This window comes from Phytobacter sp. MRY16-398 (genome assembly GCF_003925915.1).
GTDB classification, from domain to species: domain Bacteria; phylum Pseudomonadota; class Gammaproteobacteria; order Enterobacterales; family Enterobacteriaceae; genus Phytobacter; species Phytobacter diazotrophicus.
In genome coordinates this window covers 4294166-4317003 of sequence record NZ_AP018756.1, presented here as the reverse complement: position 1 = coordinate 4317003, position 22838 = coordinate 4294166, and the positions used below count along the sequence as shown (strand labels likewise).

The following is a 22838-nucleotide window of genomic DNA, read 5'->3' as shown; positions in this document are numbered from 1 at the left end:
AACATCTCCGCTCTTACTTGCTCAGGTTGAACATTTTCAGTTTGCTGGCGTTGCTTTCGTCGATCAGCATGCAGTCCATAAGCTGTTTCTCTTCTTTCTGGGCTTTGCCGTTTTTCAGGAAGTGATCGGCCTGTTCGACTGCCATTTGCGCCTGTTGCCAGCCTGGTTGCAGAACGGTGGCTTTGATGTTGCCTTTGTTGATGATGGAGTCACGCACGTAATCGCTGCCGTCAAAGCCAACCACAATGACGTTGGTTTTCCCGGCGGCTTTCAGCGCGGCTTCTGCGCCGAGCGCCATGGTGTCGTTACCGGAGATAACACCCACGATGTCCGGGTTGGTTTGCAAGATAGCTTCCATACGGGTGAAGGCTTCGGTCTGGCTCCAGTTCGCGGTCTGTTGCGCCACCATTTTCATATCCGGAAAATCATCCAGCACATCGTGGTAGCCCTGCGAACGGACGCTGGCGTTGGTATCAGACTGACGCCCTAACAGTTCGACATACTTGCCTTTACCGTCCAGCAATTTGGCGAATTTTTGTGCGCCCAACTGTGCGCCCTGATAGTTGTTAGAGACGATTTGCGCGACAGCAACGCCGGTTTTGTTGATTTCACGGTCAATCAGGAAGGCCGGTACGCCAGCAGCTTTGGCTTTTTCCAGCGGGCCGACGGTGGCGTCTGCGCCGGCGTTATCAAGGATGATCGCTTTCGCTTTACGGGCAATCGCCGTTTCGATCAGTTGGTTTTGTTTGTTCACGTCATCATCATGGGAAGCCACGAGGGTGGTGTAGCCAAGTTCTTTGGCTTTTGCCGCCGCGCCGTCTGCTTCCGCTTTAAAGAATGGGTTGTCGTGTGAGGGGGTGATAATGGCGATCAGTCCGTTATCCGCGGCAAACAGCGAGCCGGAAGCGGCGATCAGGGAAGCCAGTACAGCAGATTTCAGTAGGGTCGTTTTCATCTTTTTCTCCACATTGAATATTTATTCAATAATGATTTATTATTCAAGTTAACGATAAAACGGCAATGCTGAACTGTCTATGGTTTGTGCAGCAAATTTCTTAAAAGGAGAAAACGATCACGATCCTGTAGGAATACCGCTCACCAGAGTCAGGATCTGTTCTGCATGAGAAATCCATGCAATATCGACGCACATCCCTGCGTGATGGCGGCTGAATTGCGCATTGGTGCGCAGGGTGAGTGACCCGTCATTCAGTGCAATGAGCTGCGCGCTATGGAAGCCGGGAAAGGGAAAGGCAAGGGTGGAAAAGGCTTTGAAAAGACTCTCTTTTGCGGAAAAAGCAAGCGATAACCCCTGTTCAAAGGGAAGCGTGGCACGCTGTAGTAACGCGTATTCTTCGGCATTAACGATGCTTTCGGCGATCTCTTTACTCAGTTGAGGAGAGAATACGCTCTCAATATCCACGCCGACACAGGCAGATGAGACAACGGCGACAGCGGTCTGCCCGGCATGGCTGATGCTACCGTAAAGTCCGGCGGGCCAGAGCGGTTCGCCGCCAGCACCGATACCCGGCACGGCCTGATGACCATAATTTCGCAGGGCATGCACGGCGGCAATCCGCCCGGCCAGATGTTCGCTTTTACGCTTGCGTCCGGCGTTTGCCAGGCGGTCATGGTGGGGCAGCCACAAAAGATCGCGCTCTGCAAAGGTTGCGGGGTCGAAGGTGATGAAATGGACCGGGTGGGAATGAAGGGTAAGCGTGGAGTGAAGGATATCCATATTTCGCCTTACGCCCGCCCTCTCCCCGCAGGGAGAGGGAAGGTTAGTGCTTAAAAGTGGGTATTGATACCCATATACCAGGTGCGACCGGACTCGTTGTAGGTATTGGCACCTGCGCCGTACATCCAGCCGGTAGTGCCGCCGGTGCTCTGCGCGTTACCCATACGCCAGTGACGTTTATCAAAGACGTTGTCGACACCAGCGGTCAGGCTCACGTATTTGTTCACATCCCAGGTACCGCTCAGACCAACGATGCTGTACGGGCTGACTTCGTCCTTAGCAGAACCGGTCACCGGGTTACCCTGGTAGTCATATTTCTTCGGCTGTTGTTTGCCGTACCAGGTGAAGGTGGACTGCACGGAAACATCCTGCACAACCTGCCAGCTCAGCGTTGAGTTGAGGGTATATTCAGGGATGATCGACAGACGTTCACCGGTGGTTTTGTTCTTACTTTGCAGCATGTAAGTGACGTTGTTGCTCAGGGTTACCGCGTCGGTGACCGGAATGTTCAGCGTTCCTTCCAGGCCTTCAACGACCGCCTTAGGTACGTTTTCCCACTGATAGATATCGGTTTTGGTGCTGCCGACTTTGGTCTGGCTTAACGGTGAATAGCCCGCTTCAATCTTGTTGCGGTAGTCGTTGCGGAACCAGGTCACGCCCGCCAGCCAGCCTTCATGTTTGAACTCCAGACCAATCTCTTTGTTGATACTGGTTTCCGCTTTCAGGTCGTCGTTACCCATCATGTAGCAGCCCACGCCGGTGCCGCTGGCATAACAGCCCTGACCCTTACTGTACAGAATGTAGTTCGGGTTGGTCTGGTACAGGCTCGGCGCTTTATACGCGCGGGCGATCCCCATTTTCAGGGTAAAGTCATCACCCAGACCTTGAGACAGGTTCAGCGACGGGCTCCAGTTGTTGCCGACCACTGTATGGTGATCGAAACGCAGGCCTGGCGTCAGCATGGTGGTGTCGGTCACTTCCATATTATCTTCGGCGAAGACAGAGAAGATTTCCGCGCTGGAGTAAGGGCTGCGGCCCGTGCTGGCGAAACCGGAAATCGGGCCGCCCTGCAGCGCCTGGGTGTTGGACGCCATATCCTTCATCCGCTGCTGGTTCCATTCGGTACCGATGGTCAAATTCTGGTTGATCAGCAGGTCAAACGGCACGCTCACTTCGCTGTGCAGCATCACGTCTGCCAGATCGATATCTGAGAAATGGTTGCTGTTGAACAGGCCTTCCAGCCCGCCCGCCAACCCTTCGCCGAGACGTGAGTTGCGGGTGTGCTCATACTGTGCCCAGTTATTGGTGGTCACACCGTTATCCCAGCCGCCCGTCCAGTTGATGGAATAGTTCTGGCGATAGAGGCGGTTGGTCTCCTTGCCGTAGTTTTCCTTCACGTAGTTGTTGGTGCTGCTGTCGTTGTTGGTGTTCTGGGTGTCGCCCGCGTAGAGGTTCCCCTGGCGGCTGTAACCGGCCTGGAACTCCAGCGCTTGTCGCGGCGCGAAATCCCAACGCACGACGCCGTTAATATCTTTGTTCTCCACCCCTTCACGCCCTGCGGCCATAGTGTTGGAGTAGATACCGGTACGTTCAGACTGGTGATCCTGGTTAATGTCCCAGGCATCGGCCTGCGTTTTATTCAGGTTACCGTACAGACGGAAGCTGAAATCGCCGCCCAGCGGGCCGCTCAGGCTAAAGTCGGTACGTTTAGTCGCGCCTTCATCTTTGTGCTCAGGCGCATTGAAATAACTGTTCCATGAACCGTGCCATGCCTGATCGGTCGATTTTTTGGTGATGATATTCACCACCCCTCCCGCAGCACCATTGCCATAACGCGCAGCGGCCGGGCCACGAATAACCTCAATACGTTCAATCATGTCGGCCGGTACCCAACTGGTATCGCCACGGGTATCGCGCTCACCGCGCCAACCCTGACGAACAGAGTTACGGCTGGTGACCGGTTTTCCGTCGACCAGGATAAGGGTGTTTTCCGGCCCCATCCCACGGATATCAATCTGGCGGTTGTTACCACGTTGACCGCTGGTAGAGTTACCCGTCAGGTTAACGCCGGGCATGGTGCGGATGATTTCGGAAACGTCACGTGCGGGTGGGTTTTTGCGGATCTCATCAGCGGTGATGGTTGATACCCCTGGCGCCTGCAGATTTTGCTGCGCGGCGGTAACCACAATGGTGTCATCATTACTGGCTGTCTCGTTGGTCGTCGTCTCTGCCGCGAATGCGGGTAAAGCCACGCCGTAAATTCCCAGATTGACCAATAAGGTCAGGGAACGCATTTTGTTTTTCATTGTTTTTCCTGCTTTTCTTGCCGTATTCCCGCGCGATCCATCCCCAGACGGGTAAGAAACACGGCACGCCATTGCCATTCAAATGCGAAGGGGGCTCATCCTGAGAAAATCCGCAAAAGACGGCATTGTGATTATGAAAGACGCGCTCGCCAAAGCGCGACAATACGCTATTGCAAATGAAAATAGTTATCAATAATATTATCAATAATTGTTAATCTGCAAGCAAAAATTTCCACAGTGAATGTGAGGTTATGGCGTTGGCATTGATAGCGGGAAGCGAGGCCTGGTGGAAGGCGAAAACGGGGCCAGAATGGTGTCTGGAAAGTGATGGAAATTATCAGGTTACCTTCTGGTGGCGTGACCCGGCGGGTACCGAAACCACCTCCAGCACTACCCATGTCTGGATCTATATCACTGGCGTTACTGACCACCATCAGCAGGCGACGCCGCAGTCGCTGGCGCGCATTCCCGGAACGGATGTCTGGTGCTGGCAAACGCAACTGGAAGCAGGGTGGCGCGGAAGCTATTGCCTGATCCCCTCCGATGGCGCTGACGACTTCTCGCCGCAGGTGTTTGCCCAATTGCCGCCGGATCGTATGGCACTGCGCGAAGGTTGGCGCAAACTGCTGCCACGCGCGATTGCCGATCCGCTTAACCCGCATAGCTGGCGTGGCGGGCGAGGCCATCCCGTATCGCCGTTGGCGATGCCCGGTGCCCCGCATCAGCCAGGCTGGGATCGGCCCGATGCCGTATACACCCCGGCGACGGTGATGAGCTGGCATAGCCAACGCCTGAATAACCATCGCCGCGTGTGGGTCTACACCACCGGCGATGACCCGAGCGCTGAGCGCCCGCTGGCGATACTGCTCGACGGTCAGTTCTGGGCCGAAAGCATGCCTGTCTGGCCCGCACTGGCAGCCCTTACCGAACAGGGTTTATTGCCGCCTGCCGTCTATCTGCTCATCGATGTGATTGATACCACCCACCGCAGCCAGGAGTTGCCCTTTAATCCCGATTTCTGGCTGGCGATTCAGCAGGAATTATTACCGCAAGTGCAGGCGGTAACTCCCTTTAGCGATGACGCTGGCCGCACGGTGGTGGCCGGGCAGAGTTTTGGCGGTTTGTCAGCGCTCTATGCCGCCTTGCACTGGCCGCAGCGTTTTGGCTGCGTGCTCAGTCAGTCGGGCTCCTTTTGGTGGCCAACGCGCGACGGCCAGCAGGATGGCCTGCTTATCGAACAACTCAAGCGCGGCGAACTGTCAGCTCACGGGCTGCGTATTGTGCTGGAAGCCGGGGTACGCGAGCCGATTATTTTCCGGGCTAATCGGGCCCTTTATACCCAATTACAACACACACAGCAGACGGTTTTCTGGCGTCAGGTTGACGGCGGACATGATGCGCTTTGCTGGCGCGGCGGGCTGACCGCAGGGCTGATGGCCCTCTGGCAACCTTTGACACGCGCGGCGCAATAAGCGCAATTACGACAGGAGCCTGGTATGGAATGCAGCAACCCCTTCGATAATCAGCAAGGGCAATTTTTTATTCTGCAAAACGCGCAGCAGCAGTTCAGCCTGTGGCCACAGCAGTGCGCGCTTCCGCAAGGATGGCGCGTGGTATGCCGGCCCGCCTCGCAGGAGGTGTGTAACGCCTGGCTCCACGCCAACTGGCAGAGTTTAACCCCGGCGCATCACGCCTGCTAAGGAGACGCGAATGACCACACGTTTACCCCTCGTGGCCGCGCAGCCGGGGATCTGGATGGCAGAAAAACTCTCCACGCTGCCCAATGCCTGGAGCGTGGCCCACTATGTCGAGCTGGACGGCGAACTGGACGCACCGCTACTGGCGAAGGCCATCAAAGAAGGCCTGGCCCAGGCTGATACTTTGCGTATGCGCTTTACAGAAGACAATGGCGAGCTCTGGCAGCAACTGGACGATGATAGCGTGTTTGCCTTGCCGCAGATTGTTGATGTTCGCCATCATGCCGACCCGCATGCGGCCGCGCTGGCATTAATGCAGACCGATCTCGCGCAGGAGCTTCGCGTGAACAGCGGCAAACCGCTGTTCTGCCATGTGCTTATTCAGGTCGATAACCACCGCTGGTTCTGGTATCAGCGTTATCACCATCTGCTGGTAGATGGCTTTAGTTTTCCCGCCATTACCCGTCAGATTGCCGCCATTTACCGTGCCTTGCGTGCGGGTAACGCCATTCCCCCAACACCCTTTACCCCCTTTGCCGGGGTGGTGGATGAATATCAACGCTACCGGGAAAGCGACGCCTGGCAGCGTGACAAAGTCTTCTGGGCGGAACAAAAACGCACCTTACCCGCACCGGCTTCCCTGTCACCTGCGCCACTGCCGGGCCGTGCGGCGACGACCGATATTCTGCGTTTGTCATGTCGCCTGGATACCGCCGCATTCCGTCGCCTGACCCAGGCGGCGAACCAGTGCCAGTCAGCCGATCTGGCGTTAGCGCTGGTGGCGTTGTGGTTAGGCCGACTCTGTGGGCGGCTGGATTATGCCGCCGGGTTTATTTTTATGCGCCGGATGGGCTCAGCGGCGCTGACCGCAACCGGGCCGGTGCTCAATGTGCTGCCGCTGGGTGTGCATATAGACGAGACGCAAACCCTGGCGGAACTGGCCAATGCCCTTGCCGGGCAACTGAAAAAGATGCGCCGCCATCAGCGTTACGATGCCGAGCAAATCCAGCGTGATGCCGGACGCGCTGCCGGGGATGAGCCGCTCTTTGGCCCGGTGTTTAACGTCAAAATGTTCGATTACCTTCTGGATATTGACGGGATTGCCGGACAAACCCATACATTGGCGACAGGCCCGGTCAACGATCTGGAGATTGCGCTCTTTCCGGACGAAGAGGGCGGCCTGACGCTGGACGTGCTGGCTAACCGCAGCCGCTACGATGAACGCGTGCTCAATAACCATGTCGCCCGCTTGCACAGCCTGTTGAGCCAGTTTGCCGCGAACCCGGCGCTGCGCTGCGGTGAGGCGCAGTTGATCTCCATTGATGAGTGGCAGAGTATCGAAAAAATTAACGATACCGGCATGATGTTGCCAGCCACAACGCTGAGCCAACTGGTGGCCGAACAGGCGGCAAGAACGCCGGATGCTCCGGCGCTGGCCGATGCGTGCTGGCAATTAACCTACCGGGAGATGCGTGAGCAGGTGGTGGCGCTGGCGCAACTTCTGCGTGAGCGCGGCGTTAAACCTGGCGACAGCGTTGCCGTCGCGTTACCGCGCTCTGTGTTTTTGACGCTGGCGCTGCACGGCATTGTTGAAGCCGGGGCTGCCTGGCTGCCGCTCGATACGGGTTACCCGGATGAGCGGCTGCACATGATGCTGGAAGATGCCAGGCCGCGTCTGCTTATCACCTCTGATGACCAGCTTTCACGTTTTAGTGGTCTGCCTGGCCTGAATCACCTTTGCTACAGCGCACCGCTGGCGGTGACGGGCGGCGAACCCCTGGCGCTGTCCCGCCCGGAACACACCGCCTATATCATCTTTACCTCGGGGTCTACCGGGCGACCGAAAGGGGTGATGGTTGGGCAGACCGCTATCGTCAACCGTCTGTTGTGGATGCAAAACCACTATCCGCTGAACGCGCAGGACGTCGTGGCGCAAAAGACGCCGTGCAGCTTTGATGTCTCCGTGTGGGAGTTCTGGTGGCCGTTTATTGCCGGCGCGCAACTGGTGATGGCGGAACCGGAGGCACACCGCGACCCGCAGGCGTTGCAACGCTTCTTCGCCCGTTTTGGCGTGACCACCACGCACTTCGTGCCGTCCATGCTGGCTGCGTTTGTGACATCGCTGACGCCAGAAACGGCGCACGCAAATTGCCGCACATTGAACAAGGTCTTTTGCAGCGGCGAAGCGCTTCCGGCAGCCCTGTGCCGCGAGTGGCAACAACTGACCGGCGTGCCTTTGCATAATCTTTATGGGCCTACAGAGGCCGCCGTTGATGTGAGCTGGTATCCGGCGTTTGGCGATGCGCTGGCGGCGGTGAAGGGCAACAGCGTACCGATTGGCTACCCGGTGTGGAATACGGGTCTGCGTATTCTGGATAGCATGATGCAGCCGGTACCGCCGGGTGTGGCGGGGGATTTGTACCTGACCGGTATTCAACTGGCGCAAGGCTATCTGGGGCGACCGGATCTTACCGCCAGCCGCTTTATCGCTGACCCCTTTGCGCCCGGTGAGCGTATGTATCGCACCGGTGATGTGGCGCAATGGCTGGAGAATGGCGCGGTGGAATATCTGGGCCGCAGCGACGATCAGCTAAAAATTCGCGGCCAGCGTATTGAGCCTGGTGAAATAGACAAGGCGTTACAGACACTGACAGATGTCGCTCAGGGCGTCGCCCATGCCTGCGTGCTCAATCAGGCGGCGGCAGGCAATGGTGATGCGCGCCAGTTGGTGGGCTATGTGGTCTCAGAGAGCGGTCTGCCGCTGGATCTCACCGCGCTGCGCGCGCAACTGAGTACGCAGCTACCGCCGCATATGGTGCCGGTGGTGCTGCTGCAACTCAGCGAGCTTCCGCTGAGTGCCAATGGCAAGCTCGACAGAAAAGCGCTGCCTCTGCCTGAGCCCGCGCGTGAGCAGGTCGGTCGGGCGCTGAATCCGGGCGTGGAAGTGCAGATTGCACAGGCTTTTTCCGCGCTGCTCGGCTGCGAGGTTCAGCACGCGCAGGCCGATTTCTTTGCCCTCGGCGGCCACTCTTTGCTGGCGATGCGCCTGGCTGCACAACTGAGCCAGATGTTTGCGCGCCCGGTGACGCCGGGGCAGGTTATGGTGGCCTCAACGGTCGAGAAACTGGCGGTCTTGCTGACGCAGACGCAGGCCGATAGCCAGCTTGGTTTGCAAACCCTTCTGCCCTTGCGTGATGGCGACGGGCCGGTGCTGTTCTGTTTCCATCCGGCTTCTGGTTTTGCCTGGCAGTTCAGCGTGCTGGCGCGCTATCTCTCGCCGCGCTGGGCGATTATGGGTATCCAGTCTCCGCGTCCTGATGGGCCGATGCAGCAGGCCGCCACACTGGATGAGGTGTGCGAACACCATCTTGCGACACTGCTTGCACAGCAGCCACATGGGCCTTATCACCTGTTTGGTTATTCGCTGGGCGGAACCCTGGCGCAGGGGATTGCCGCCCGGCTGCGGGCGCGCGGGGAAACGGTCGCATTTTTAGGGCTGCTGGATACCTGGCCGCCGGAGACGCAGAACTGGGCGGAGAAAGAGGCCAACGGGCTGGATCCTGCCGTGCTGGCGGAAATCGAGCGCGAGCGACAGGCGTTTCTGTCGGCGCAAAAAGGACAGGCCTCGACGGAACTGTTTGCCGCGATTGAAGGTAACTATGGCGATGCGGTACGTCTGTTGACCACGGCCCACAGCGCGAAATTTGACGGTAAAGCGACGCTCTTTGTCGCCGAACGCACGCTGACGCCGGGGATGGATCCACAACAAGCCTGGTCGCCGTGGGTGAGTGAACTGGAGGTTTATCGTCAGGATTGCGCCCATGTGGATATCATTTCCCCGCAGGCGTTTGAAGCGATTGGCCCGGTTGTGCGGGAGCTGTTGGGGTAGGGGGAAAATGTCCCCGGTGGCGCTGTCGCTTACCGGGGTTACGGTGGTCGCCCGGATGCGAAGTCGCCATCCGGGACAGCATCAGAGCGAACGTCGTCCCAGCGGCACCACCAGCGGCGTACCGGCGATCGGATCTTCAATAATCATACAGCGCAAACCGTACACCGCTTCGATAAGTTCCGCGGTCACAATCTCTTTCGGCGCGCCTTGCGCCACTATCTTGCCGTCTCGCAGGGCAATCAAATGGGTAGCGTAGCGACAGGCCTGATTCAAATCATGCAGCACCGCCGCCAGCGTATACCCCTGCTCGCGGTTTAACGCACTGAGCAATTCCAACAGATCAATCTGATAGCTGATATCAAGCCAGGTGGTCGGCTCATCAAGCAGCATGATCGAGGTCTCTTGCGCCAGCACCATTGCTATCCACGCGCGCTGCCGCTGGCCGCCGGAGAGCGTGTCCACACTCTGCAATGCCAGCGTGTCCACCCCGGTGGCGCGCATGGCGCGGGTGACCGCCTGCTCATCCTCCTGACGCCAGCGGGTAAACAGCGGCTGGTGCGGATAGCGGCCACGGGCGACCAGCTCCTGAACAGTGATATCACCAGGCGTAGTGGCATTTTGCGCCAGCAGCCCGACACGTCGCGCCACCTCTTTACTGGCAAAACGCTGGATCTGCTCGCCGTCCAGATAAACATGGCCTTTCTCTGGCGTCATCAGGCGGCTCAGGGTGCGCAGCAGCGTCGATTTCCCACAGCCGTTCGGCCCAATAATCGCCGTGAAATGGCCATCGGGAATCGAAACGCTCAGGTCTCTGGCGACAACTTTCTTACCATAGCCCAGGGTTAACTGTTCGCCATGCAAACGGGCCTGAGTATCGATCATTTCTTGCGGGACTCCTGAATTAACAAGGCGATAAGGTAGATACCGCCAATGCTGACGGTGACGACGCCCACCGGCAACTGATAAGGGATAAACAGCCGTTGTGCGCAAATGTCCGCGGCCAGCAGCAGAAGGGCACCGCAGAGGGCCGATTGTGCAAGGCCCCAGCGTGTGGTGGCGCTAATGCGCCGGGCAATATGCGGCGCGACGAGCGCGATAAATGAAATAGGCCCGGCAAGTGCCGTGGCGGAGGCGGTAAGCACAACGGCCACCAGCATCAGCAGCAGGCGCGAACGCTCCACGCTCACGCCAAGGGCGCAGGCGCTGTCATCCCCCATCTCCAGCAGCCGCATACGGCGGGAAAGCAACGCTGCGCCGATAAACATCAGCAGAATAAACGGCGCAGAGGGGAAGGTTTTGGCCCAGGTCAAACCATTAAGCGACCCCGCATTCCACAGCCCGGCAGTAAGCGAGGTTTCCAGCGAGGCCTGTAAAATCAGCCAGGTGTTAAAAGCCATCAACATCGCCCGTACGCCGATGCCGACAATAATCAGGCGGAAGGTTTCAATGCCGTTGCGCCACGCCAGCGACCAGACGATGAACGACGTCAGAATGCCGCCCGCCATAGCGGCGAGCGTAATCGCCGTCAGATGCTGACCAAAAAACACCATTGCCACCAGCACGCCACTCCATGCCCCGGTGTTAAAGCCCATCACATCCGGGCTGCCTAACGGGTTTCGCATCAGCGACTGGAAGATAGCGCCGCTGACACCCAGCGCGGCACCGATCAGCAGCGCCATCAGAACGCGGGGCAGCCGCCATTCGATGACCACAAGCTGCATGGCGCGCGGCGCACTCCCGGTGAGCGCATTAATGACCTGGCTGCTATCGAGCATCACCGCACCGCTGCGCAGACCCCAGAGGGCAAAGGCCAGGCTTGCCAGCAGCATCAGCAGACAACTGATGATCAGACGACGGGACGGGGCGGTCACAGGCCACCTCCGCGCGTGCGGCGAACCAGGATAATCAGAACCGGTGCGCCAATAAAAGCGCTAACAATTGACACGCGCAGCTCACCCGGCACCAGCAGACGGCCAATAATATCGGCAAACAGCAACAGGGCAGGGGTGGCGATGAGGGTCACCGGCAGCGACCAGCGGTGATCGGCCCCCACCAGCCAGCGCGAAAGGTGCGGCATCATCAGCCCGATAAAGGCGATGGGGCCGACTACTGCGGTCGCGCTACCGCAAAGTACGGTGATGGCCAGCAGACCAGAAAGCTGCGTGCGCGCCACTTTGCTGCCGAGCGCAGTCGCGGTATCGCTGCCCAAATTGAGACTGTTCAGCGCCCGGCTGGAGATGAGCGCAATACTTGCAGCCAATAGCACCGGCAGAAGCACAATTTTCACTGTTTGCAGGGTGCGAATATCCAGTGATCCGGCCTGCCAGAAGCGCAATTGATCGTAGACATCGGCGTTGAGTAGCGAAATGCCGCTGGAAAGCCCTTCGAGCACGGCGGCCAGCGCCACACCCGCCAGCGTCAGACGTACCGGGCTTAGTTGCCCTCCACCCTGACTGCCGGTAAAGGCCACGATCAGCGAAGCGATCAGTGCGCCACCAAAGGCCAGCGCCAGTTGTTCAACGGGGGAGGCGGCGCCAAACAAGGCCGCACCCAGGACAATGGCGAAACTGGCCCCGGCATTTACGCCCAGCAGGCCCGGGTCGGCCAGCGGGTTGCGGGTGAGGGTTTGCATCAGCGCGCCCGCCAGGCCCAGTGCGCCGCCCGCGAGTAATCCGGCCAGGGTGCGAGGCAAGCGTGCGTCGCGAATAATGGTGCAGTCTGCGCTCTGGCAGGTGCCTGTCAGCGCATCAACAATCACGCTGGCGGGCACCGTTTTAGCACCGACCAGCATACTGAGCGCCATTGCCACAATAAGCAGTATCAATAGCCCGAAAAGCGTGAGAGCACGCCTCGAGGAACGAGGAAGCGACATAAAACATTCCTGACTTGATAATGATAGTAATTATCGTTATCGATCTTGTTTGCTTATGTTACCATGCACGCCCTGGAATGGATAAAAAAAGATTGCCTTAAGGCGTTGTAATGAACCAACAATCCCGGCTGCTGAATGTAAGCCTTCTGAAGACGCATCCGGCCTTTCGTGCCGTGTTTCTTGCCCGTTTCATCTCAATCTTATCGCTGGGTTTGCTGGGCGTTGCCGTCCCGGTACAGATTCAGGCGATGACCGGTTCAAGCTGGCAGGTGGGCCTGTCCGTTACCCTGACCGGCGGCGCGATGTTCGTTGGATTGATGACGGGCGGCGTTCTGGCCGACCGTTATGAACGCAAAAGATTGATTCTGCTGGCGCGAGGCACCTGCGGCATGGGTTTTATCGGCCTGTGGCTTAACACGCAGTTGCCGGAACCGTCCCTGCTGGCGATTTATTTGCTCGGTTTATGGGACGGTTTTTTCGCATCCCTCGGCGTGACCGCGCTGCTGGCGGCAACCCCGGCGCTGGTCGGGCGTGAGAATTTAATGCAGGCCGGGGCGATCACCATGCTGACGGTGCGCCTGGGCTCGGTGATTTCCCCGATGTGCGGCGGCCTGTTGCTGGCAACGGGCGGGGTGGCCTGGAATTACGGGCTGGCGGCGGCAGGGACCTTTATCACCCTGTTGCCATTAGTGAGTTTGCCTGTGTTGCCGCCTCCGCCACAGCCGCGTGAACACCCGCTGTCTTCGCTGGTGGCGGGTATGCGTTTTTTGATCAACAGCCCGCTGATTGGCGGTATTGCGCTGCTGGGGGGCTTGTTGACCATGGCCAGCGCCGTGCGCGTGCTGTATCCCGCACTGGCCGTTGAGTGGCGCATCCCGGCGGCGCAAATTGGCGTACTGTATGCGGCAATCCCGCTTGGCGCGGCGACAGGCGCGTTAACCAGTGGGCGGCTGGCGCAACATCCGCGTCCGGGCCTGTTGATGTTGGGCAGTAGCGTGGGGGCGTTTGTTGCTATTGGGTTATTCAGCCTGATGCCTTACTGGGTGCTGGGCGCGGCGTTTCTGGCCCTGTTTGGCTGGCTGAGTGCGATCAGTTCACTGTTGCAGTACACGTTGATTCAAACGCAAACGCCGGAAGCGATGCTGGGGCGTATCAACGGTCTGTGGACGGCGCAAAACGTCACGGGCGATGCGATTGGCGCGGCAGTCCTGGGCGGGCTTGGGGTTGTGATGACGCCAGCGGCCTCGGCGAGTAGCAGTGGTTTTGTGCTGGCGATGGTGGGTGTGATGCTGGTGCTGACGTTGCGCGAATTGCGTCGGTTTCGCCAGATTCCGCTGGCTTCCCCGGATGGCGGCGCAGGCGCCTGATCCGGGCTACGACCGGTTTTCTCCCTCTCCCCCTGGGAGAGGGTTGGGGTGAGGGGAATATGCGGCTCGGAAGGTGGGTTCCGTTCACCTTATGTTCATGGCGAAATGTCACCTCCGGACACGTGAACGGGTAAAGGGGAACACCGCGTTCCCCTTTACAATCCCCGCGGCCCCGCAAAAAATCGGTGCTTCGCACTGCGTTCGCCTCCCGCCCCGCTGCCTGCGGTCGGTTTGACTCGACGTCCTGTCTCGACAAACCTCAGTCCGCCATCCCTGGCGGCCTGACCTTGCCATCGGGTCTTCGTCTCACCGATTTCAGCGGGGACTCAACCCCCTCGCTGCACGCTCTGCGCCAGGGGGGCACAAAGATGTCGCTGTGGTTGTCATGCGGGAAAACGAGTCAGCCATGGTTAACAAGGTTGAAGACGTTCACAGTATCTGCGCGCCTGGAAAGCGATTCTGCCGTGAACGTAGCCCGGCTAAGCGAAGCGTCAGCCGGGAGGGTGTCTTAGCCAAACAGCGCGGACAGCCGCGCTAATACCCGCGTTGCACTGTAGTAATCGAGACGGAACGTTTCGGCCCCCAGCGCATAAACACGCTTATTCTGAACCGCGTTCAGATGGGCAAGCAGCGGGTTGGCATTCAGCGCGTCAGCATCTTTTTGATCGCTGGCGAACAGGAACAGCGCTTCGCCGTTCAGACCGGCCGCCAGATTTTCACCGCCCAGTTGCACGATGTCATGGCGTTTACCCTGGCTTTGCAGCGTCTGCAATCCTTCCGGCAGCGGTGCGAGCGCAAAACCCAGTTGTTGCAGAAGCTTGCCCTGGGCGGACTCCGTGGTCCACAGATTCGCACTGTGCGCCGCCGGCGTATAAACCAGCGCATTAACCGGCTGCGGCGGCAATTTTATGCGCGCTTTAACATCGGCCATTTGCTTATCGAACTCAGCAATACGGGCAGCGGCCTGTTTTTCCTGGCCGGTGATTTCACCCAGTTGGCTAAGCAGGGCCTGCCAGCTTTTATCGTCGTAATTGATGACCAGGGTCGGCGCAATGGTCGAGAGCTGATCGTAAAGCGATAACGCAGAGTCACCGCCGGTGGCGCTGATCAGAATCAGATCCGGCATCTGGGCGGCAACGGCTTCGGCATTCGGCTCGCCAATATAAATACGCGCGACGTTACGCGATTTCGCCACTTCGCCCCACTGGCGTAAAAAGCCCTGATCGTCGGCGAATCGGTTATTCGGTGTTGTAGCGCCGCTGGCGACAACCGGGGCATCGATAGCCAGCAGAGAACCCGTTAGCGTCACGCTGGTGGAGACAATACGCAGAGGTTTGTGGTCGAGTGTATGGCTGCCTTTGCTATCCGTCACCTGACGTGGCCAGTCGGCGGCGGTCGCTGCGGAAAGTCCGAAAACAAAAATACCCAACATGATAAGGGCCTTGCGGCAAAAGAAAGGGAGTCTCACGGAGTCACATCCTGTTTTTGTTGAAGTTAATGCTTCTCATTTTCATCATTGCGCGTGATGGATGCAAGCGTTAGTCGCAAGGGAGTTGGGCGCACCAGTTGACATGTCGGGTCATTACCTTTAGCTTACCGAATCAAAATTCAAATGATAATCATTCGTAATATATTTATCATTTTTGGAGGATGATATGGATACGTCATTGGCTGAGGATGTACAACAGGCTGCGAAAACCCTGGCGTCGGACCAATTCTTCTTTATGTCGCCGTTTCGCAGTTTTATGACATCGGGTTGTTTTGCCCGTATCAGTGAACCGGCGGTGGAAGGGGATAGCCCGGACAGCGCGTTTCAACGGAAACTGGCGCAGGCTTTTGCCGATGCTAAAACGCGGGGCATTGCCAATCCGGTGGTTGTGGGGGCCATCCCTTTTGATACTACCCAGCCGTCTGAACTGTTTATTCCCGCTTCCTGGCAGACCTTTTCGCGCCCGTCTAAGCAGCGCTCCTCCCGCTATTTCTCCGGGCACGACATGCCTGACGTCACCAGACGTACGGAAATTCCGCCGCAGGATGTCTTTATGGATATGGTTGCTCGTGGGGCCGCGCTGACCGCCACACCGGAGGTGGACAAAATAGTCCTCTCGCGGCTGATTGATATTGCCACCGATGCGCACCTCGACAGCGGCATCCTGCTGGAGCGCCTGATAGCCCAAAACCCGGCGAGCTTTAACTTTCATGTTCCGCTGGCGCAAGGAGATGTGTTACTGGGCGCAAGCCCGGAACTGTTGCTGCGTAAAGAGGGTGATCAATTTAGCTCTCTGCCGCTGGCCGGGTCGGCGCGACGTCAGCCGGATGACATGCTGGATCGCGAAGCGGGCAACAGACTACTGGCCTCGGAAAAAGACCGTCATGAACATGAACTGGTCACTCAGGCGATGAAAGCCTTACTGGCACCGCGCAGCCGCGCCTTGAGTCTGCCGGATTCCCCGCAACTGGTTACCACCCCGACGCTATGGCATCTGGCGACGCCGATTGAGGGAACCGCGCTACCGGGTGAAAACGCCCTGACGCTCGCCTGTTTGTTACATCCCACGCCTGCACTGAGCGGTTTTCCGCATCAGGTGGCGAAAACGCTGATTGCCGGGTTAGAACCCTTTGAGCGTGAACTGTTTGGCGGCATTGTCGGCTGGTGCGACGCCGAAGGTAACGGCGAGTGGGTCGTGACTATCCGCTGCGCGCGCATTCACGAAAACCGCGTTCGGTTATTTGCCGGTGCGGGCATTGTCCCCGCGTCGTCACCGGCGGCGGAGTGGCGCGAAACCGGCGTCAAGTTGTCCACCATGCTGAACGTTTTTGGCCTGCATTAAGGAGCGATGATGACCATTCCCTTTACCCCCTGGCCGGATGAATTCGCCACGCGCTACCGTGAAAAAGGTTACTGGCTGGATGTGCCGATGACCGACATACTGACCCGCCATGCGCAAAGTGACGCGGTGGCCGTAATTGAGGGTGAGCGCAGTTTTAGCTACCGGCAGCTTCATCAGGCTTCTGACAATCTGGCAAGCGCGTTACAGGCGCAGGGTATTCAGCGCGGCGAAACGGCGCTGGTACAGCTTGGCAATGTGGCTGAGTTTTACATCACCTTCTTTGCGCTGCTCAAAATCGGCGTTGCCCCGGTGAATGCGCTGTTCAGCCACCAACGCACGGAGCTTAACGCCTATGCCGTGCAGATCAAACCAGCATTGCTGATTGCCGACCGTGCGCATGCGCTCTTTGCGACCGATCAGTTCTGGCAGGATTTCACCGCCGAACATGCATCGGTGCGCGTGTCGCTATTTCTTAATGACAGCGGTGAGAAGTCGCTGACGGCGGCGATTGAGTGCCCGGCAGATACCTTTATCGCCACGCCGACGCCGGCCGATGAAGTGGCCTTCTTCCAGCTTTCTGGCGGCAGTACCGGCACGCCGAAGCTGATCCCTCGTACCCATAATGACTATTACTACAGCATCCGCCGTAGCAACGAAATCTGCGGGATTACGGCAGATACCCGTTACCTCAACGCACTGCCCGCCGCCCACAACTATGCGCTGAGCTCCCCAGGCTCGCTGGGGGTGCTGTTGGCGGGCGGCTGCGTAGTGCTGGCGAATGATCCCAGCGCCACGCTCTGCTTCCCGCTCATCGAAAAGCACCGCGTCAACGTTACGTCGCTGGTACCGCCTGCGGTCAGCCTGTGGTTACAGGCGATTGCCGAAGGGGCCGACAAGGGGCAACTGGCTTCGCTCAGGCTGCTACAGGTGGGGGGCGCGCGTCTGTCTGCCACGCTGGCGGCACGCATTCCCGAGGAGATGGGCTGCCAGTTACAGCAGGTCTTCGGCATGGCGGAAGGGTTGGTGAATTACACCGCGCTGGACGACACCCCGGAGCGCATTTTCAACACCCAGGGCCGCCCGATGTGCCCGGACGATGAAGTCTGGGTGGCCGATGAAAACGGTCATCCTCTGCCGCGTGGTGAAGTGGGGCGCCTGATGACGCGCGGGCCGTATACCTTTCGGGGCTACTTCAATAGCCCGGAACATAATGCCAGCGCCTTTGATGCCAATGGCTTCTACTGCTCCGGCGACCTGATTTCAATTGATGACGCGGGTTACATCACCGTGCAGGGGCGCGAGAAAGATCAGATCAACCGGGGTGGCGAGAAGATTGCCGCCGAAGAGATTGAGAATTTACTGCTGCGCCACGAGGCGGTGATCCACGCCGCGCTGGTCAGCATGGAAGACAGCCTGCTGGGGGAAAAAAGCTGCGCGTATCTGGTGGTCAAACATCCGGTACGGGCGGTGGAGATCCGTCGTTTCCTGCGTGAACAAGGTGTGGCGGATTTCAAACTACCGGACCGCGTTGAATGCCTGGCGGCACTGCCGCTGACCCCGGTAGGCAAAGTGGATAAGAAACAATTACGACAGACGCTGGCAGAACGCGCCCAGGCGTAACGAGGAGAAAAGATGGCTATTCCCAAACTGACCGGCTACGCACTGCCAACCGCGAATGATATCCCGGATAACAAAGTGCAGTGGGCCTTTGAACCTGACCGCGCCGCCTTGCTGATTCATGATATGCAGGAGTATTTCCTCAATTTCTGGGGCGATAATTGCCCGATGATGGAAAAGGTGGTTGCTAATATCGCCGCGCTGCGCCAGTTCTGTAAGCAGCACAATATCCCGGTTTATTACACCGCTCAGCCAAAAGAGCAGAGTGATGACGATCGCGCGCTGCTCAACGATATGTGGGGGCCGGGGTTGACCCGCTCGCCAGAGCAGCAACGGATTGTGGCGGCGCTTGCCCCGGACGAAGCCGATACGGTGCTGGTGAAGTGGCGTTACAGCGCCTTTCACCGTTCGCCGCTGGAGCAGATGCTGAAAGAGACCGGGCGTAATCAGCTCATCATAACGGGCGTATACGCCCATATCGGTTGTATGACGACTGCCACTGATGCCTTTATGCGCGATATCAAGCCCTTTATGGTGGCCGATGCGCTGGCGGATTTCAGCCGCGAAGAGCATATGATGTCGCTGAAATACGTGGCGGGCCGCTCCGGGCGTGTGGTGATGACCGAGGCGTTACTTCCGGTGCCCACCAGCAAAGCGGCGCTGCGCGCATTGATCCTGCCGCTGCTGGATGAATCTGACGAGCCTTACGATGATGAAAATCTGATTGATTACGGGCTGGATTCCGTACGCATGATGGCGCTGGCGGCGCGCTGGCGCAAAGTGCATGGCGATATCGATTTTGTGATGCTGGCGAAAAACCCGACCATCGATGCCTGGTGGGCGCTGCTCTCTCGCGAGGTCAACTGATGGACTTTTCAGGGAAGACCGTCTGGGTGACCGGAGCCGGAAAAGGTATCGGTTATGCCACGGCGCTGGCGTTTACTGACGCGGGCGCGCAGGTAACGGGGTTTGACCAGGCTTTTGACGGTGAACACTACCCTTTTACCACCGAGATACTGGACATTGCCGATGCAGAGCAGGTCTCGCGGGTCTGCTCTCGTGTGTTGACGCGGAATGCGCGGCTGGATGTGCTGGTCAACGCGGCGGGCATTTTGCGTATGGGGGCAACGGATGCGCTTTCGCAGGAGGCGTGGCAGCAGACTTTTGCCGTCAACGTTGGCGGGGCGTTTAACCTGTTTCAGGCGACCATGGCGCAGTTTCGCCAGCAGCGGGGCGGTGCGATTGTCACCGTGGCCTCCGATGCCGCGCACACACCGCGCATTGGCATGAGCGCTTACGGCGCGTCGAAAGCGGCGCTGAAAAGTCTGGCATTGACGGTGGGGCTGGAGCTGGCCGCCAGCGGCGTGCGGGCGAATCTGGTCTCACCTGGCTCTACCGATACCGATATGCAGCGCACTTTGTGGACCAGCAGCGATGCGGAACAAAAGCGTATCGCCGGCTTTAGCGAACAGTTCAAGCTGGGTATCCCGCTGGGGAAGATTGCCCGCCCGGAAGAAGTCGCCAGTACCATTCTGTTTCTGGCGTCTGACTATGCCAGCCACATCACGCTACAGGATATCGTGGTGGATGGCGGCTCGACGCTGGGGGCATAAATGATCTGGAAGCGCCGTTTAACGCTTGATGAACTCAATGCCACAAGTGTCCGCACGCTGGTCGGCCATTTAGGGATTGTCTATACCCGCCTGGGTGATGATGTGCTGGAAGCCGAAATGCCGGTGGATGCCCGCACATATCAACCTTTTGGTTTGCTGCACGGTGGGGCTTCCGCCGCGCTGGCAGAAACGCTGGGGTCGATGGCCAGCTATATGATGACTGTCGATGGTCAGTGTGTGGTGGGGACGGAGCTTAATGCCACCCATCACCGTGCGGTGTCGCAGGGTAAAGTACGTGCCGTCTGCCAGCCGCTGCATCTGGGCCGTCAAAATCAAAGCTGGGAGATTGTGGTGTTTGATGAGCAGGGACGGCGCTGCTGCACCTGCCGTTTAAGCACCGCGGTGATCGGGTAGCGAGATTGCCCCTTGTCCTAATCATGGCCTGAAGTGGACTGGAGCAGGTTTTCTCCCTCGCCCCTTTGGGGAGAGGGCCGGGGTGAGGGGAACAGGCCGCACCCTTCTCCCAAATCCAAACCCGCTTCCTCCTCTCATTCTTCTCCCCCCATACTCATTCAAATACGTCCTATAAGTGATCCCCGTAGCACACTGAAATAAATGCCCGGATTGATAGCGAAATTCCAATGTTTCAATGTTGTTAAAACACGCAAAGTGTTCTAGAAACAAAATGTAACATTCTCCTCTTTCGCAAACGGATAATCGCTATGAATAACTCAGGGAAATACCTTATTTGGGCATTGCTCTCCGTTGTCGGGGCGTTCGCTCTTGGCTACATCGCGCTTAATCGCGGTGAGCAGATCAACGCCTTGTGGATAGTCGTTGCCGCAGTTTGTATCTATCTGATTGCCTACCGTTTTTATGGTTTATATATCGCCAAAAACGTGCTGGCCGTCGATCCGGGTCGCATAACGCCCGCCGTGAAATACAACGACGGGCTCGATTACGTCCCGACGGATAAAAAAGTGTTGTTTGGTCACCACTTTGCGGCAATCGCCGGGGCAGGGCCGCTGGTGGGTCCGGTGCTGGCAGCCCAGATGGGCTATCTGCCGGGGATGATCTGGATCCTCGCCGGGGTGGTGCTTGCCGGGGCGGTACAGGATTTTATGGTGCTGTTCGTCTCGACTCGCCGTGATGGACGTTCATTGGGTGAGTTGGTCAAAGAGGAGATGGGGCCAACGGCTGGGGTTATCGCACTGGTGGCGACCTTTATGATCATGGTGATCATCCTGGCGGTGCTGGCGATGATCGTGGTGAAAGCACTGACCCACAGTCCGTGGGGGACCTACACCGTTGCCTTTACCATTCCACTGGCGATTTTCATGGGGATCTACATCCGCTACCTGCGCCCTGGGCGCATTGGTGAAGTCTCTGTCATTGGCCTGTTTTTCCTGATTTTCGCGATTATCTCCGGCGGATGGGTGGCGGAAAGCCCGACCTGGGCCCCGTTCTTTGATTTCACCGGGGTACAGTTGACCTGGATGCTGGTGGGCTACGGCTTTGTGGCCGCCGTACTGCCGGTCTGGCTGCTGCTGGCACCGCGTGACTACCTCTCCACCTTCCTGAAAATTGGCACCATCATCGGCCTGGCGATCGGCATTCTGATCATGCGCCCGACCCTGACCATGCCTGCACTGACGAAGTTCGTTGATGGCACCGGCCCGGTCTGGACCGGCAACCTGTTCCCGTTCCTGTTTATCACCATCGCGTGCGGCGCGGTGTCGGGCTTCCATGCGCTGATCTCCTCTGGCACCACGCCGAAAATGTTGGCGAACGAAGGGCAGGCTTGCTTTATCGGTTACGGCGGCATGCTGATGGAGTCGTTCGTGGCCATTATGGCGCTGGTGTCGGCCTGTATCATCGACCCGGGCGTCTACTTTGCGATGAACAGCCCCATGGCGGTACTGGCACCTGCCGGGACGACCGATGTGGTGGCCTCTGCCGCGCAGGTGGTCAGCGGCTGGGGCTTTAGCATTACCCCGGACACGCTGAAACAGATTGCCACGGAGGTGGGCGAGCAGTCGATTATCTCCCGTGCGGGCGGTGCGCCAACGCTGGCGGTGGGGATGGCCTATATCCTGCACGGCGCGCTGGGCGGCATGATGGATGTGTCGTTCTGGTATCACTTCGCGATTCTGTTTGAAGCGCTGTTTATTCTGACGGCGGTGGATGCCGGTACCCGTGCCGCACGCTTTATGCTACAGGACCTGCTGGGGGTGATTTCACCGAACCTGAAACGCACCGACTCGTTACCGGCAAACCTGATTGCAACCGCGCTCTGCGTACTGGCCTGGGGTTACTTCCTCCATCAGGGGGTGGTCGATCCGTTGGGCGGCATCAACACACTTTGGCCGCTGTTCGGTATTGCTAACCAGATGCTGGCGGGCATGGCGTTGATGCTCTGCGCGGTTGTACTGTTCAAGATGAAACGTCAGCGTTACGCATGGGTGGCCCTGTTGCCCACGGCCTGGCTGCTGATTTGTACCCTCACCGCCGGCTGGCAGAAAGCGTTCAGCCCGGACAATAAAGTCGGCTTCCTGGCGATTGCTAATAAGTTCCAGGCGATGATCGACAGTGGTACTATTCCGGCACAGTACACCCAGTCACAGCTTTCCCAGTTGGTGTTTAACAACCGTCTGGATGCCGGGCTGACCATTTTCTTTATGGTGGTGGTTGTGGTGCTGGCGTTCTACTCGGTGAAAACGGCGCTGGCGTCGCTGAAAATCGACAAGCCGACGTCACAAGAGCGTCCGTATGAGCCCATGCCGGAAAATCTTGATGAGATTGTGACTCAGGCAAAAAGCGCACATTAACCTTTGCCCTCACCCCGGCCCTCTCCCACAGGGAGAGGGTGTCAACGTTTCCTCTCCCTGTGGGAGAGGGTTAGGGTGAGGGG

The 22838-nt window shown here is 58.3% G+C and carries 16 protein-coding genes and 1 pseudogene; 10 read left to right on the top strand and 7 right to left on the bottom strand.

Going from position 1 to position 22838, the window contains the following annotated elements:
* Positions 1-13: 13 nt before the first annotated feature.
* The 3 genes from MRY16398_RS21245 to MRY16398_RS21235 form a co-directional block, all read right to left on the bottom strand.
* On the bottom strand, positions 14-955 hold the full coding sequence (locus tag MRY16398_RS21245) for a D-ribose ABC transporter substrate-binding protein (protein WP_041852198.1): 942 nt from the start codon (positions 953-955) through the stop codon (positions 14-16).
* A gap of 117 nt (positions 956-1072) precedes the next feature.
* Entirely contained in the window at positions 1073-1735 is a 663-nt protein-coding gene (gene entD / locus MRY16398_RS21240; protein WP_103245836.1) for an enterobactin synthase subunit EntD, read from the bottom strand.
* Positions 1736-1785: 50 nt separating this feature from the next.
* Complete coding sequence (locus MRY16398_RS21235) at positions 1786-4041, bottom strand: TonB-dependent siderophore receptor (protein ID WP_125125129.1); 2256 nt, start codon at positions 4039-4041, stop codon at positions 1786-1788.
* A gap of 245 nt (positions 4042-4286) precedes the next feature.
* Between MRY16398_RS21235 and fes the strand changes: the two are divergent.
* From fes to entF, 3 genes and pseudogenes are all read left to right on the top strand, one after another.
* Positions 4287-5513 (top strand): annotated as a pseudogene (gene fes, locus MRY16398_RS21225) (enterochelin esterase); the annotation flags it as partial.
* A gap of 24 nt (positions 5514-5537) precedes the next feature.
* Entirely contained in the window at positions 5538-5741 is a 204-nt protein-coding gene (locus tag MRY16398_RS21220; RefSeq protein ID WP_125125126.1) for an MbtH family protein, read from the top strand.
* 10 nt (positions 5742-5751) lie between these two features.
* Positions 5752-9627 carry an enterobactin non-ribosomal peptide synthetase EntF gene (entF, locus tag MRY16398_RS21215; protein WP_125125125.1) on the top strand — a complete coding sequence of 1292 codons (3876 nt, stop codon included), beginning with the start codon at positions 5752-5754 and terminating at the stop codon, positions 9625-9627.
* A gap of 81 nt (positions 9628-9708) precedes the next feature.
* Here the strand turns inward: entF and fepC are convergent, their stop codons facing one another.
* From fepC to fepD, 3 genes are read right to left on the bottom strand one after another with little or no spacing between them, the layout of a single operon-like run.
* Entirely contained in the window at positions 9709-10509 is an 801-nt protein-coding gene (gene fepC, locus MRY16398_RS21210; protein ID WP_041852192.1) for an iron-enterobactin ABC transporter ATP-binding protein, read from the bottom strand.
* On the bottom strand, positions 10506-11456 hold the full coding sequence (gene fepG, locus MRY16398_RS21205) for an iron-enterobactin ABC transporter permease (RefSeq protein WP_232034437.1): 951 nt from the start codon (positions 11454-11456) through the stop codon (positions 10506-10508). Before fepG ends, fepC begins: the two co-directional genes overlap by 4 nt.
* 38 nt (positions 11457-11494) lie before the next feature.
* A complete protein-coding gene (gene fepD / locus MRY16398_RS21200) occupies positions 11495-12499 on the bottom strand; it encodes a Fe(3+)-siderophore ABC transporter permease (protein ID WP_125125124.1) in 1005 nt (334 codons plus the stop codon).
* A 110-nt stretch (positions 12500-12609) separates the two neighbouring features.
* Here fepD and entS point away from each other — a divergent pair, with 110 nt between their 5' ends.
* A complete protein-coding gene (entS, locus tag MRY16398_RS21195) occupies positions 12610-13866 on the top strand; it encodes an enterobactin transporter EntS (RefSeq protein WP_125125123.1) in 1257 nt (418 codons plus the stop codon).
* 508 nt (positions 13867-14374) lie between these two features.
* On the opposite strand, the gene fepB is transcribed toward entS, so the two are convergent.
* Complete coding sequence (gene fepB / locus MRY16398_RS21190) at positions 14375-15334, bottom strand: Fe2+-enterobactin ABC transporter substrate-binding protein (RefSeq protein WP_125125122.1); 960 nt, start codon at positions 15332-15334, stop codon at positions 14375-14377.
* A gap of 187 nt (positions 15335-15521) precedes the next feature.
* Between fepB and entC the strand changes: the two genes are divergently transcribed.
* From entC to cstA, 6 genes are all read left to right on the top strand, one after another.
* Positions 15522-16697 carry an isochorismate synthase EntC gene (gene entC / locus MRY16398_RS21185; protein ID WP_107224720.1) on the top strand — a complete coding sequence of 392 codons (1176 nt, stop codon included), beginning with the start codon at positions 15522-15524 and terminating at the stop codon, positions 16695-16697.
* A gap of 9 nt (positions 16698-16706) precedes the next feature.
* A complete protein-coding gene (gene entE / locus MRY16398_RS21180) occupies positions 16707-18317 on the top strand; it encodes a (2,3-dihydroxybenzoyl)adenylate synthase EntE (RefSeq protein WP_108701827.1) in 1611 nt (536 codons plus the stop codon).
* A 12-nt stretch (positions 18318-18329) separates the two neighbouring features.
* Positions 18330-19181, top strand: a complete 852-nt coding sequence (locus MRY16398_RS21175) for an isochorismatase (RefSeq protein ID WP_110295797.1) — start codon at positions 18330-18332, stop codon at positions 19179-19181.
* Positions 19181-19927 (top strand): 2,3-dihydro-2,3-dihydroxybenzoate dehydrogenase EntA, encoded by a 747-nt coding sequence (gene entA, locus MRY16398_RS21170; RefSeq protein WP_125125121.1) that lies wholly within the window; start codon positions 19181-19183, stop codon positions 19925-19927. Before MRY16398_RS21175 ends, entA begins: the two co-directional genes overlap by 1 nt.
* Positions 19928-20341: a proofreading thioesterase EntH gene (gene entH, locus MRY16398_RS21165; protein ID WP_125125120.1), complete on the top strand. Its 414-nt coding sequence runs from the start codon at positions 19928-19930 to the stop codon at positions 20339-20341.
* A 308-nt stretch (positions 20342-20649) separates the two neighbouring features.
* Complete coding sequence (cstA, locus tag MRY16398_RS21160) at positions 20650-22755, top strand: pyruvate/proton symporter CstA (RefSeq protein ID WP_079498414.1); 2106 nt, start codon at positions 20650-20652, stop codon at positions 22753-22755.
* The last annotated feature ends 83 nt before the right edge of the window (positions 22756-22838 follow it).

Excerpts from the sequence above, each read along its gene's own strand:
- MRY16398_RS21245 (WP_041852198.1), bottom strand. The coding sequence starts at position 955 with ATGAAAACGACCCTACTGAAATCTGCTGTACTGGCTTCCCTGATCGCC.
- entD (WP_103245836.1), bottom strand. The coding sequence starts at position 1,735 with ATGGATATCCTTCACTCCACGCTTACCCTTCATTCCCACCCGGTCCAT.
- MRY16398_RS21235 (WP_125125129.1), bottom strand. The coding sequence starts at position 4,041 with ATGAAAAACAAAATGCGTTCCCTGACCTTATTGGTCAATCTGGGAATT.
- MRY16398_RS21220 (WP_125125126.1), top strand. The coding sequence starts at position 5,538 with ATGGAATGCAGCAACCCCTTCGATAATCAGCAAGGGCAATTTTTTATT.
- entF (WP_125125125.1), top strand. The coding sequence starts at position 5,752 with ATGACCACACGTTTACCCCTCGTGGCCGCGCAGCCGGGGATCTGGATG.
- fepC (WP_041852192.1), bottom strand. The coding sequence starts at position 10,509 with ATGATCGATACTCAGGCCCGTTTGCATGGCGAACAGTTAACCCTGGGC.
- fepG (WP_232034437.1), bottom strand. The coding sequence starts at position 11,456 with ATGCTGCTGGCAAGCCTGGCCTTTGCCCTCTGGGGTCTGCGCAGCGGT.
- fepD (WP_125125124.1), bottom strand. The coding sequence starts at position 12,499 with ATGTCGCTTCCTCGTTCCTCGAGGCGTGCTCTCACGCTTTTCGGGCTA.
- entS (WP_125125123.1), top strand. The coding sequence starts at position 12,610 with ATGAACCAACAATCCCGGCTGCTGAATGTAAGCCTTCTGAAGACGCAT.
- entC (WP_107224720.1), top strand. The coding sequence starts at position 15,522 with ATGGATACGTCATTGGCTGAGGATGTACAACAGGCTGCGAAAACCCTG.
- entE (WP_108701827.1), top strand. The coding sequence starts at position 16,707 with ATGACCATTCCCTTTACCCCCTGGCCGGATGAATTCGCCACGCGCTAC.
- MRY16398_RS21175 (WP_110295797.1), top strand. The coding sequence starts at position 18,330 with ATGGCTATTCCCAAACTGACCGGCTACGCACTGCCAACCGCGAATGAT.
- entA (WP_125125121.1), top strand. The coding sequence starts at position 19,181 with ATGGACTTTTCAGGGAAGACCGTCTGGGTGACCGGAGCCGGAAAAGGT.
- entH (WP_125125120.1), top strand. The coding sequence starts at position 19,928 with ATGATCTGGAAGCGCCGTTTAACGCTTGATGAACTCAATGCCACAAGT.
- cstA (WP_079498414.1), top strand. The coding sequence starts at position 20,650 with ATGAATAACTCAGGGAAATACCTTATTTGGGCATTGCTCTCCGTTGTC.